Genomic DNA, 12,452 nt, shown 5'->3' on the forward strand with positions numbered 1-12,452 from the left:
GGCGATGCTATTCCGTCCTGGTCCGTATCGGCCGGAGCCCGCCTCGTGATCACCGTCGACGCCCTGTCCGCCCTGCCCGGCATCGGCCACGGCTTCTTCCCGCGCACCGGCGGCGTCAGCGAGGGTATCTTCGCCTCGCGCAACTGCGGCTTCGGCTCCGGCGACCGGCGCGACGCGGTGGCCGAGAATCGCGACCGCTGCCGGCGCGAGCTGGGGGCCGCCGAGGCGCTGCTGACCGTCTACCAGGTGCACAGCCCCGAGGTCGTGACCGTGACCGGGGCCTGGACGCCGGAGACGTCGCCCCGGGCCGACGCCATGGTCACCGACCGGCCGGGCGTGGCGCTGGGCATCCTCACCGCCGATTGCGCGCCGATCCTGTTCGCCGATGCCGAGGCCGGGGTGATCGGCGCCGCCCATGCCGGCTGGAAAGGCGCGCTCGGCGGCGTCACCGACGCCACGATCGCGGCGATGCGCGCGCTCGGCGCGGTGCCGGAGCGGATCGCGGCGGCCGTCGGCCCCTGCATCGGGCCGGACAGCTACGAGGTCGGCCCCGAATTCCGCGACCGGTTCCTGGTCGAGGATCCGGACAGCGCCGGCTTCTTCCACACCCCCGGGGCGCGGCCGCATTTCGACCTGCCGGGCTATGTCGCCCGGCGCCTGCGCCGCGCCGGGCTGCGCGCGGTCGCCGTCACCGGGCTCGACACGCTGGCGCGCGAGGACCATTTCTTCAGCTATCGCCGCACCACTCTGCGCAAGGAGCCGGATTACGGCCGGCAGATCTCGGCGATCCTGCTGACGGGTGGATAGTCGTGCCTCACCTGATCACCCTGTTCCTGTTCATCGTCCTGGCGCTGCTCGGCGGCTGTGTGCTGATGATGATGATGTGACAATTCGGGGTCAGCATTGCGTGAAGTCCGTTTACACCCCGATGCGCGCGGGATATACGCAGCCGCATCCGGCCCCGGCCACCGCCCGAGACCACCGAGCCGCCCCCCATGAAGATCATCGCCTGCAACAGCAATCGCCCGCTCTGCGAGGCGATCGCCGCCTATTTGCAAATCCCGCTGACCAAGGCCCAGATCCGGCGCTTCGCCGACATGGAGGTCTTCGTCGAGATCCTCGAGAACGTCCGCGGCGAGGACGTGTTCGTGATCCAGCCGACCAGCTTCCCGGCCAATGACAACCTGATGGAGATGCTGGTCACCATCGACGCGCTGCGCCGCGGCTCGGCCCGCCGGATCACCGCGGTGATGCCCTATTACGGCTATGCCCGCCAGGACCGGAAGACCGGCCCGCGCACGCCGATCTCGGCCAAGCTGGTGGCCAACCTGATCACCCGCGCCGGCGCCGACCGGGTGCTGACCCTCGACCTGCACGCCGGCCAGATCCAGGGCTTCTTCGACATCCCGCTGGACAACCTGGTGGCCGCGCCGGTGTTCGTGAAGGACATCCGCGGCCGCTTCCCCAGCGACAACCTGGTCATCGTCTCGCCCGATGTCGGCGGCGTGGTCCGCGCCCGCTCGGTGGCGCAGCGCCTCGATGCCGACCTCGCCATCATCGACAAGCGGCGCGAGCGCGCCGGCGTGTCCGAGGTGATGAACGTGATCGGCGACATCGACGGCCGCCGCTGCATCCTGATCGACGACATCGCCGACAGCGCCGGCACGCTGTGCAATGCTGCCGTCGCGCTGATGGAGCGCGGCGCGTCCGAGGTCTTCGCCTATATCAGCCACGGCGTGCTGTCGGGCGGCGCCGTGGCCCGCGTCGGCGCCTCGCCGATCAAGGAGATGGTGACGACCGACAGCATCCTGGCGACCGAGGCGGTGCGGCTGAGCCACAATGTCCGCCAGCTCACCATCGCGCCCCTGATGGCCGAGGCGATCCTGCGCATCGCCGAGGAGAAGTCGGTCTCCAGCCTGTTCCAGTGAGCGCGTCCGGCCCGCCTCAGCGCGGGCCGGTCCGGATCAGCAGCACGCAGGCGCCGCCCAGCACCACCGGCACCGCGAAGACGACGAAGATCACGGGCAGCGAGACCTCGGCGGCCAGCAGCCAGCCGCCGAGCAGCGGCCCGATCACCGCCCCGATCCGACCCACGCCCATCGCCCAGCCGATCCCGGTGCCGCGCGCCTCGGCCGGGTACAGCCGGGCGGCCAGCGGGTAGAGGCCGTTGAACCCGCCCTGCACCGCGACGCCGATCAGGAAGGCCGCAATCAGGAGCGGCCCCAGCGGCAGCACGCCCGATCCGAACAGGATCAGCGCCGCGGCCGCCCCGAGCAGGTACAGGAAGATCAGGCGGCGCAGATCGACCTTCGCCGCGATCAGCCCGATCGAGGCGGTGCCGAAGAAGGCGCCGATATTGTAGATCGCGCCGGCATAGATCGCGTCGGCGGTGTCCAGCCCGGCCTCGACCGCGAGCTTGGGGATCCAGCTGATGACGAAATAGAGCGTCATGAAGCACAGGATGATCGCCAGCCACAGCAGCAGGGTCGAGCCGGTGCGGCCCTGCGCGAACAGGCCGCGCGGCCCGGCCTCGGCGGCGGCCTCCTGCGTGATGTCGGGCAGCCGCGCCAGCGGCTCCTGCCCGAAGCGGCGGCGCAACCGGTTGATCCGCGGCAAGGCGCCCGCGGGCTGGCGGCGGGCCAGGAAGTCCATCGATTCGGGCAGCAGCAGGGCCACCACCGGGATCGTCGCCGCCGACAGCAGCCCCGCCCCCAGCAGCATCGCGTGCCAGCCATGGATCGGCAGCTGCCAGGCGACGACGAAGCCGGTGATGGTGGCGCCGATCGGATAGCCGGCCTGCAGGAAGCCGACGGCGAAGTCGCGGTGGCGCGGCGGGGCGTATTCGGCGGTCAGCGCCGCCATGCTGGCCAGCACCGCGCCGATGCCGATACCGACCATGAGCCGCAGAGCGATGAGATGGCCGATGGTGTCGGCAAAGCCGCTGGCGATCATCGCCGCCGTCATCAGCACGATCGAGACCAGGATCAGCCGGCGCCGGCCGTAGCGGTCGGCCAGCGGCGCCACGAACAGCCCGCCGATCGCCATGCCGGCCAGCCCGGCGCTGAACACCACGCCCAGCCGGTCCGGCCTCACGCCCCAATCCGCCGACAGGCTGGGCGCGATGTAGGACAGGATCAGCACATCCATGCCGTCGAGCATGTTGATGACGAAGCAGAGGGCCACGACCAGCGCCTGCTGCGCCGACCAGCCGCGCTCCTGCCGGGCGCCCGGGGCGCCCTCCCGCACCGTGACATAGGGGGCGACCGATACCGATCCGCGTGCCGAAAACCCGCCCATCTGGCTGCGATCCTCCTTGGCTCCGGACCTGTACCGGCCCGTCTCGGCGATCGACCCTATCGACGGATCCGGATTCCGCGTAATGCCGATATGTGCCCCGATCGGAACATCATGTTACGGCTTTCCCGCACCGCGGGCGCAGAATCGAAACCCGGCCCTGGCCCGGCGGCGGACGCCCCGCCATGATCGCGGGTGCCGGCGAACCGGCGGCAAGGACGACGGAGGGAACGGCCATGCGATGGCTGGGATGGGTGCGCGCATCGGTCGGGGCCGCGTTGGCCCTGGCCGCGACCTGGGCTGGGGCGGCGGAGTATCCGGCGCCCCACGAGGGCGACTGGATCGCCCGCGACTTCCGCTTCCGGAGCGGCGAGGTGCTGCCCGAGCTGCGCCTGCACTACACCACGGTCGGCGAGCCGACCGGGGAGCCGGTGCTGATCCTGCACGGCACCGCCGGCTCCGGCGCCGGGATGCTGACGCCCGCCTTCGCCGGCGAGCTGTTCGGCCCGGGCCAGCCGCTGGATGCCCGCCGGTACTTCATCATCCTGCCCGATGCGATCGGCGCCGGGAAATCGTCCAGGCCCTCCGACGGGCTGCGCATGCGGTTCCCGCGCTACGGCTACGACGACATGGTCGAGGCGCAGTACCGGCTGGTGACCGAGGGGCTGAAGATCCGCCATCTGCGCCTGGTCCTGGGCAACTCGATGGGCGGCATGCAGACATGGCTGTGGGGCGAGGCCCATCCCGACGCCATGGACGCGCTGGTGCCGATGGCGTCGCAGCCGGCCGCGATGTCCGGCCGGAACTGGATCATGCGCCGGATGCTGATCGAGGCGATCCGCAGCGACCCAGGCTGGGAGGGCGGCGACTACACGGCCCAGCCGAAGTCGCTGGCGCTGGCCAACGCCTTCTTCGGCTTCGGCACCAGCGGCGGGACGCTGGCCTATCAGGCGCTGGCGCCGACCCGCGCGGCGGCGGACAAGCTGGTCGACGACCGTCTCGCCGCGCCGTTCCCGGCGGATGCCAACGACCTGCTGTACCAGTGGGAGTCGTCGCGCGACTACGACCCGTCGCCGCGTCTGGACCGCATCCGGGCGCCGGTCCTGGCCGTCAACTCCGCCGACGACGAGCGCAACCCGCCGGAAACCGGGGTGATGGAGGAGGCGCTGAAGCGCGTCCCGACCGCCCGGCTGGTCCTGATCCCGGCCGGCGCCGAGACCCGCGGCCACGGCACCACCGGCATGGCCAGGTTCTGGGCGGAGGCGCTGCGCAGCTTCCTGGAAAGCGTGCCCCGGAAGCAGATGTAGGGCCGGCGCCGGGTTCGGTCCGGGCGCCGGCCTGCCGTCGCTGTCAGAGCACGAAGTCCCCGGCGACCAGCGCCGGGTGGTTGGTCAGGGCGATGTGGAGGTCGATCACCTTGTCGCCGTTGACGTCGCCATCGACATAGGTGACGCCGTTGACCACGGTCGCCCGCAGCTCTCCAGCCACGCCGTGGAACGCCTGGACGCCGATGAACTTGAACGCCTGGTTGCCGGCCGCCGTCGTATTCGCGTCGATCAGAGCCAGGTTGATCCGGTCGCCCTGGGCATGGCTGAAGTCGGTGATGGTGTCGCGGGCGGTGACGGTCGACTCGCCGGCCGCGCCGAAGACAAAATGGTCCGCCCCGCCGCCGCCGGTCAGCCGGTCCGCGCCGGCCATGCCGCGCAGGGCGTTGCCGCCGGCATTGCCGATGATCGTGTCCGCCCCGGTCGAGCCGTTGGCGTTCTCGACGCCGGCATAGACGTCGCCCTGGGCGTTGCCGCCGCTGCCTCTGCCCGTGGCGAGGTTGACGGTCACCCCGACATTGCTCTCGCTGTAGGCGACGGTGTCGACGTTGAGGCCGCCCTCCAGTCGGTCGGCACCGGCGCCTCCGCGCAGGATGTCGTTGCCGTCGCCGCCGAACAGGCTGTCGTTGCTGAAGCCCCCGTCGAGGTTGTCGGCGCCGGTGCCGCCGAGGAGCGTGTCGGTGCCGAAATCGCCCCGCAGCGTGTCGGTGCCTGCGCCGCCGTCGAGCCTGTCCGCGCCGTCCATGCCGGAGAGCACGTCGTTGCCGTTGCCGCCGGCCAGGGCGTTGGCCTCGGTGTTCCCGGTCAGCCGGTCGCTGCCCGAGGAGCCGGTGAGATGCTCGATGCCGCTCAGAACATCGCCCTGGGCGTTGCCGCCGCTCCCCGCGCCGGTCGTCAGACTGACCGAAACGCCGACGGTGCCCTCGGAGTAGGTGGCGGTGTCGTGCTCGGCGAAGGAGCCGATGATCCTGTCCGCGCCGGCCCCGCCGCGCAGGACGTTGACGGCATTCTCGTTGAAGGTGCCGGGATCGGCGTCGAGCACATCGTTGCCGCCCCCACCGTCAAGCGTGTTGCTCCCGGTCCCCGTGACGATCCGATCATTGCCGTCGCCGCCGTAGAGCTGATTGTCCTGATCGAGATCCTCGAGGTAGTCGTCGCCCGCACCGCCGTAGATCACGTCGTTGCCGGTGTCGCCATAGATCGTGTCATTGCCGTCCATGCCGTAGAGTCGGTCGTCGCCCCCTCCCCCTTCGATCTTGTTGGCGACGGCCGATCCGGTCAGGGAGTCGGCTGCGTTCGAGCCCTCGATGTTCTCGAAGCCGGAGATCACATCGCCATCGGCCTCGGACCCGGCGCCGGAGGCCTGCATCGTGGTCAGGTTGACCACCACGCCGGCGCCGTCCGCATCCCAGTAGCTGATCGTGTCGATGCCGGCCCCGCCGATCAGCGTGTCGCCGCCGGCTCCTCCGACCAGAAAGTCGTTGCCGGCACCGCCGTCGAGAAGATCGTCACCGCCATTGCCGTCCATCGTGTCGTCGCCGGCATTGCTCTGGCCCGGCCGCGGGATCTGGTTGTCGTTGTCGTCGCCTTCGAAATGCGCCATCACATTCTCCTGAACGGAAGGGTTGGGGACGCGGGCTGCCCCTGTCGGCATGCCGCATCCGGGCCGATCTCGACGTCCGCATTTGCCGTCCAGGGTGGTGAACCGGGCACTAGGACAGCAATCCCCGACGATTGGGGGATGGACGGACGCCCTTCCGGCGCCCTGCCCCGCCGACTAGGCTGTCCCGGCATCACGCAGCGGGGCCGGCATGAACGCGACGCTTCCTCCCTTCTTCGATCCGGCCCGGGCCGGCGACTGGTCGTACCGGCCCGATCTCGACGCCTTGCGCGCCGCGGCCGAGAGCTGGCGCGGCAAAGCCAAGGCGGCAGGAGAGCGGCGCACGGACCTGCTGCTGATCGACCTGCAGCGCGATTTCTGCCTGCCGCAGGGCGCGCTCTATGTCGGCGGCCGGTCCGGGCGCGGCGCGGTCGAGGACACGGCACGGATCGCCGCCTTCATCCACCGCAACCTCGGCGCGATCGACCGCATCGTCCCGACCTTCGACACCCACACGCCGCTGCAGATCTTCCACCGGTCGTTCTGGATCGACGCCGACGGCCGCGCGCCCGAGCCCTTCACCGTGATCACCGAGGACATGCTGGCCGCCGGGGCCCTGCGGCCGAGCCCCGGCGTGCTGGCCCTGCTGCCCTCCGACGTCGCGGCGGAGGGTTGGGTCGAGCGGCAGCTGCTGCACTATGTTCGCAGCCTGGCGCGGCAAGGCCGCAACGCGCTGATCGTCTGGCCCGACCACTGCCTGATCGGGTCGGAAGGCCATGCGATGCCGGGGCTGATCCAGGAGGCCTGGCTGTTCCATGCCCTTGTGCGCGGCGCGCCGACCCCGGTCATCGTCAAGGGCGACGATCCCTGGAGCGAGAGCTATTCCGCCTTCGCGCCCGAGGTGCCGGACCGCTGGGACGGCGGGCGGCTGGTGAAGCCGCAGGACGATGCGGCGCTGCTGAAGCTGCTGCGGGCCGACCGGATCGTGATCGCCGGCCAGGCCGCCAGCCACTGCGTGCGCTGGTCGGTCGACGATCTGCTGGATCGGATGCGGGCGCTCGACCCGGCTCTGCCGGGCCGGGTCTGCGTGCTGCGCGACTGCATGTCGGCGGTGGTCGGGCTGGACGCCGCGGGCAGGCCGATCCCTGAGCTGGACTTCACACCGCAGGCCGACGACGCCTTCGCCCGCTGGGCGGAGCTCGGCGTCCACATCGTCGAGTCCGGCCAGCCGATGGCGGAGTGGCCGCGATAGGCCTCAGGCCGGCACGAGCCCGCCGGTAACCGCCCGGAGCCCGAGCCTGTCCAGCAGCCGGGCGTCGCGATCCACGCCCGGATTGGCCGTGGTCAGCAGCACGTCGCCGAGGAAGATCGAGTTGGCGCCCGCGACGAAGCACAGCGCCTGCAGCTCGTCGCTCATATATTGCCGGCCGGCGGAGAGGCGCAGCACGCTGCGCGGCAGCAGGATCCGCGCCACCGCGACCAGCCGGACGAAATCGATCGGGTCGGGCTTTTCCGCCGTCTCCATCACCGGCGTCCCCGCCACCTTGTTCCACAGGTTCAGCGGCACGCTTTCCGGATGCGGATCCATGCCGGCCAGGAGCAGCAGCATGCCCAGCCGGTCGTCCACCGTCTCGCCCATGCCGACGATGCCGCCGCAGCAGACCTTGATGCCGGCGGCGCGCACATGCCCCAGCGTCTCCAGCCTATCCTGCAGCGTGCGGGTGGTGATGATCCGGCCGTAGAATTCGGGCGAGGTGTCGACGTTGTGGCTGTAGTAGTCGAGCCCCGCCGCCTTCAGCCGGTCCGCCTGCGGCCGGGTCAGCATGCCGAGGGTGACGCAGGTCGACATCCCGAGCGCCTTGACCCCTGCCACCATCTCGCAGACCCGGTCGAGGTCGCGGTCCTTCGGGCTGCGCCAGGCGGCGCCCATGCAGAAGCGCCCGGCCCCGGCGGCCCTGGCCCGGGCCGCGCGGTCCACGACCGCTTCGGTTTCCATCAGCCGCGTGGCCTTGACCCCGGTGTCGTAGCGGGCGCTTTGCGAGCAGTAGCCGCAATCCTCCGGGCAGCCGCCGGTCTTGATGCTGAGCAGGCTGGCGGTCTCGACCGCCACCGGATCGAAGCTCTCGCGATGGACCAGCTGGGCCCGGTGCAGCAGCTCCGGGAACGGCAGGCCGTACAGCGCCTCGGCCTCGGCCCGCGTCCAGTCGAACCGGACGGCGGGCCTGGCGGAACCGGCGTCAGCCGCCGTCACGCAGCCCTCCGGACACGGCGCAGGGCGACGGTCACCGCGGCGGCGAGCAGGACCTTCAGCGCGTCGCCGAGCAGGAACGGCGCGACGCCGGCGGGGATCACGGCCGCCCAGCCGGTGAACTGCGCCAGCCAGAGGCAGCCGAGGAGATAGATCACGCCCAGCCCGGCCAGCATCGGCACGACGGTGGCGACCAGCCCACCGGGACGACGCCGGATCCACTCGCCGGCCAGGAAGGCGGCGACGACGAAGCCGACGAGATAGCCGCCGGTCGGCCCGACCAGCGGCGCCACGCCGCCGCTGCCGCCGGCCAGGACCGGCAGGCCGATCGCGGCCTCCGCCAGGAACGTTGCGACCATCGCCGCCGCCAGCCGCCCGCCGGCCAGCCCGGCCAGGAGGAAGGTGGCGCAGACCTGCATGGTCATCGGCACCGGCCAGAACGGGATCTGGATCTGGCCGCTGAGCGCCATCAGCAGGCTGCCGCCGATGATGGCCGCGGGGACGCGCCAGCCGGCCAGGGCGGGCAGCGGTGCCTCGACGGGAGAATGCATGACTTGGCTCCTCAAAATCATAGATAATCTCATTGATTGATCTATGATTGTTGCGACTCAATCGAGTCTAGAGGCGCAATCCGCCAAACGCATCGGTTTACTCAGTAGATAATCTATAAATGCCGAAGACTGATACGTCCCAGCAGACCGTCGCCGACCGGATCGCCGATGTCCTGGCCGAGCGGATCGTGACCGGCGAGCTGGCGCCGGATGCGCCGCTGCGCCAGGACCACATCGCCCACGAGTTCGGATCGAGCCATGTGCCCGTCCGCGAGGCCTTCCAGCGCCTGCAGGCCCAGGGGTTGGCGGTCAGCCAGCCGCGGCGCGGCATGCGCGTGGCGCCGTTGGACGAACGGTCGATGCGCGAGGTGGTGGAGATCCGGGCGGCGCTGGAGGTGCTGGCGCTGCGCCATGCCGCCCGCCGGCTGACGCCGCTGCAGATCGAGCGGATCGATGAGGCCGTCGCGGCCGGCGACCGGGCGCAGTCCTTCACCGAATGGGAGGCGGCCAACCGCAGCTTCCACCGCGAACTGGTGGCGGCCTGCCGCATGCCGCGCCTGCTGGCGATGCTGGCGGAGCTGCAACTGGCCAATTCACGCTTCACCTTCGCCGCGACCCGGTCGGCCGGCTGGCAGCCGCGCTCGAACCAGGACCACCGGCAGATCCTGGACGCACTGCGGCGCGGCGCCGTCGATCAGGCGGCCGCCCTGCTGGGCCGGCATATCCAGACGCTGGAACGGGTCGGCGGCGCTCCTGCCGACGCGCCAACCCGCTGAGGGTCAGGCCCGGCGGCGCCGGCGGCCTTCGCGCTCGCCGCCGCCTTCGGCCGGGCGGCCGGACTGGGTCTTGATCGGGCCCAGCAGCCGCTCGACCGTCTCGACATCCGGCACCGGGCCGCGGGCGCTGCCGTTCACCGCCGCGACCATGGCGCGGATATGCTCCGGCGTCGTGCCGCAGCAGCCGCCGATGATGCGGGCGCCGGCATCGCGCGCCAGCACGGCGTAGTCGGCCATGATCTCCGGCGTGCCGTCATAGACGATGGCGCCCTCGCGATACTGCGGGATGCCGCAATTGCCCTTGGCGACGATGATGTCGCCAGTCTCCGAGGCGCGCACCAGGCCGAGGATGCTGTCCAGCAGCTGGGCCGGGCCGATGCCGCAATTGGCGCCGAACGCGGAAGGCCGGCAGGCGCAGTTGCGGCCATGGGTGATCGCCGCCTCCGGCGTCAGCCCCATCATGGTGCGGCCGTTGGTGTCGAAGGTCATGGTCGAGACGATCGGCAGGCCGGTGCGCGACGCGCCCTCGATCGCCGCCTGGATCTCCTCGGCCGCCGAGATGGTCTCGATCCACAGCACGTCGACGCCACCCTCGGCCAGCGCCTCGGCCTGCTCGGCGAAGGCGGCGACGCCCTCCTCGTAGCTCAGCGCGCCGACCGGCTGGAAGATGTCGCCGGTCGGGCCCATCGAGCCGGCGACGATGACCGGGCGGTCGAACTCCTCGGCCACCGCGCGGGCGATGCGGGCGCCGGCGACGTTCAGCTCGCGCACCCGGCCCTGGGCGCTGTGCAGCGCCAGCCGCCGCGCATTGCCGCCGAAGGTGTTGGTCAGGATGATGTCGGAGCCGGCCTCGGCGAAGCCGCGATGCACGGCCTGCACCCGCTCCGGCCGCTCGATGTTCCACAGCTCCGGGCTGTCCCCGGTCTCCAGCCCCTGGGCGAACAGGCCGGTGCCCATGCCGCCATCGGCGAACAGGATCGGCCTGGCGGCGAGAAGATCGTGGAAACGGGTGCTGGACATGGCCGGACCTTCCTGAAACCGCGGCGGGCGCAGAGCGACGGTACCGCCGGGCTGATGCGAACTCCATCTAAATATAAGGACATCGTTATGAATTTATATCCCGCCTGCGACGCGGGTTCGCCCGGCCTCGCCGCACTGCGAGTCGTTCGTCGTTGCCTTCGCCCGGCGCTCGGATGAGAAGCAAAAGGCGAGCGAAGCGGAGACGGCGATGAAGGACTTTTCCGAGCTGACGGAACGGGAGCTGCTGGCGCTGGCGATCGCGCTGGAGGAGGAGGACGCCCGGATCTATGGCGATTTCGCCGAGGGCCTGGCCGCCGACTTCCCCGCCTCAGCCGCTGTGTTCCGCGGCATGGGGCGCGAGGAGGACGGGCATCGCCATCGCCTGCTCGATGTCTACAAGGCGCGCTTCGGCGACCACATTCCGCTGATCAACCGGCATGTCGTCCGCGGCTTCATCCGCCGCCGGCCGGTGTGGCTGTCCCGGCCGCTGTCGCTGGACACCGTGCGCAAGCAGGCCGAGGCGATGGAGGCGGAGACCCGGCGCTTCTACGAGCGCGCCGCCGGCCGCGCCACCGATGCCTCGATCCGCCAGCTGCTGGGCGACCTGGCGGCGGAGGAGCGTCGGCACGAGCATGTCGCCGAGCAGTTGGAGGCGAAGCACGTTCCGGGCAAGGTGCAGGTGCGCGAGGGCGAGGACGAGCGCCGGCTGTTCGTGCTGCAGATCGTGCAGCCGGGCCTGGCCGGGCTGATGGACGGGTCGGTCTCCACCCTCGCCCCGCTGTTCGCCGCGGCCTTCGCCACCCATGACAGCTTCGATACCTTCCTGGTCGGCCTCGCCGCCTCGATCGGCGCCGGCATCAGCATGGGCTTCGCCGAGGCGCTGTCGGACGACGGCAGCCTGACCGGCCGCGGCCGGCCGTGGCTGCGCGGGCTGGTCTGCGGCGGCATGACCGCGCTCGGCGGCCTCGGCCACACCCTGCCCTACCTGATCCCGGATTTCCGCGTCGCCACCGGCATCGCCATCGCGGTCGTGGCGGTGGAGCTGGCGGCGATCTCCTGGATCCGCCACCGCTTCATGGATACGCCGCTGTTGTCCTCGACCTTCCAGGTCGTGGTCGGCGGGCTGCTGGTGTTCCTGACGGGGATATTGATCGGGAGCGCGTAACGACAATGCGGCGTGCGACGGGAGATTATAATAGGCTGACGACAGCGCACGGGAACGGCAGTCACGTCATGCAGACGGCACGAGAGAAAGCGAGAGCGGAATTTCGCGCGGAGGCCCTTGCTGCTTGGCAGGATTATCAGGATACAGGACTCCACCTCACTCACGGCGAGGTCGAGAAATGGCTGAAGAGCTGGGGTACGAAAGAGGAGATCCCAGCGCCTCCCTGTCACCGCTGATGCCGATGACGTCGGTCGAGTGGCTCGTCTTCTGTCATGCCCGGACTTGATCCGGCATCCAGCGGATGTCGACAGCTTCTGGATTGCCGGGTCAAGCCCGGCAATGACAGCAAGGGGTTATATCTGAGCACACAGAGACCGTCTGGAAACGCGCTGGCGCGAGTCGAATGGCGGTGGTTTCGAGACCCGGCGCGCAGCGGACATTGGTCCGTGAGCACCGGAAGCGGAGAAACCGCC

11 protein-coding genes are annotated in these 12,452 nt (G+C 70.6%); 6 read left to right on the forward strand and 5 right to left on the reverse strand.

The annotated features are described in order from the left end of the window. Positions 1–45: 45 nt before the first annotated feature. A complete protein-coding gene (gene pgeF, locus ACFW16_RS13080) occupies positions 46–807 on the forward strand; it encodes a peptidoglycan editing factor PgeF (RefSeq protein WP_380305515.1) in 762 nt (253 codons plus the stop codon). A 188-nt stretch (positions 808–995) separates the two neighbouring features. Continuing rightward, positions 996–1,928 (forward strand): ribose-phosphate pyrophosphokinase, encoded by a 933-nt coding sequence (locus ACFW16_RS13085; RefSeq protein WP_380305517.1) that lies wholly within the window; start codon positions 996–998, stop codon positions 1,926–1,928. 16 nt (positions 1,929–1,944) lie between these two features. On the opposite strand, the gene ACFW16_RS13090 is transcribed toward ACFW16_RS13085, so the two are convergent. Then, positions 1,945–3,297: an MFS transporter gene (locus tag ACFW16_RS13090; protein WP_380305519.1), complete on the reverse strand. Its 1,353-nt coding sequence runs from the start codon at positions 3,295–3,297 to the stop codon at positions 1,945–1,947. A gap of 233 nt (positions 3,298–3,530) precedes the next feature. On the opposite strand from ACFW16_RS13090, the gene ACFW16_RS13095 reads away from it, so the two are divergent. Then, entirely contained in the window at positions 3,531–4,601 is a 1,071-nt protein-coding gene (locus ACFW16_RS13095) for an alpha/beta fold hydrolase (protein WP_380305521.1), read from the forward strand. Positions 4,602–4,644: 43 nt separating this feature from the next. Here ACFW16_RS13095 and ACFW16_RS13100 read toward each other — a convergent pair whose 3' ends face one another. After that, on the reverse strand, positions 4,645–6,222 hold the full coding sequence (locus tag ACFW16_RS13100) for a calcium-binding protein (RefSeq protein WP_380305523.1): 1,578 nt from the start codon (positions 6,220–6,222) through the stop codon (positions 4,645–4,647). Positions 6,223–6,430: 208 nt separating this feature from the next. Between ACFW16_RS13100 and ACFW16_RS13105 the strand changes: the two genes are divergently transcribed. Continuing rightward, entirely contained in the window at positions 6,431–7,471 is a 1,041-nt protein-coding gene (locus ACFW16_RS13105; protein ID WP_380305525.1) for an isochorismatase, read from the forward strand. A gap of 3 nt (positions 7,472–7,474) precedes the next feature. Here ACFW16_RS13105 and bioB read toward each other — a convergent pair whose 3' ends face one another. Then, positions 7,475–8,470: a biotin synthase BioB gene (gene bioB / locus ACFW16_RS13110; RefSeq protein ID WP_380305527.1), complete on the reverse strand. Its 996-nt coding sequence runs from the start codon at positions 8,468–8,470 to the stop codon at positions 7,475–7,477. Further along, a complete protein-coding gene (locus ACFW16_RS13115; RefSeq protein ID WP_380305529.1) occupies positions 8,467–9,018 on the reverse strand; it encodes a biotin transporter BioY in 552 nt (183 codons plus the stop codon). The genes bioB and ACFW16_RS13115 overlap by 4 nt, the downstream gene beginning before the upstream one ends. Before the next feature lie 119 nt (positions 9,019–9,137). Between ACFW16_RS13115 and ACFW16_RS13120 the strand changes: the two genes are divergently transcribed. Continuing rightward, the gene (locus ACFW16_RS13120; protein WP_380305531.1) at positions 9,138–9,794 is read left to right on the forward strand and encodes a GntR family transcriptional regulator; all 657 of its coding nucleotides are present in this window, start codon (positions 9,138–9,140) and stop codon (positions 9,792–9,794) included. A 3-nt stretch (positions 9,795–9,797) separates the two neighbouring features. Here ACFW16_RS13120 and bmt read toward each other — a convergent pair whose 3' ends face one another. Continuing rightward, positions 9,798–10,814 carry a betaine--homocysteine S-methyltransferase gene (gene bmt / locus ACFW16_RS13125; RefSeq protein ID WP_380305533.1) on the reverse strand — a complete coding sequence of 339 codons (1,017 nt, stop codon included), beginning with the start codon at positions 10,812–10,814 and terminating at the stop codon, positions 9,798–9,800. 208 nt (positions 10,815–11,022) lie between these two features. Here bmt and mbfA point away from each other — a divergent pair, with 208 nt between their 5' ends. Continuing rightward, complete coding sequence (gene mbfA, locus ACFW16_RS13130) at positions 11,023–11,979, forward strand: iron exporter MbfA (protein WP_380305535.1); 957 nt, start codon at positions 11,023–11,025, stop codon at positions 11,977–11,979. Positions 11,980–12,452: the final 473 nt, after the last annotated feature.

It is taken from the genome of Inquilinus sp. NPDC058860 (assembly GCF_042743185.1).
Classification (GTDB): Bacteria; Pseudomonadota; Alphaproteobacteria; order DSM-16000; family Inquilinaceae; genus Inquilinus.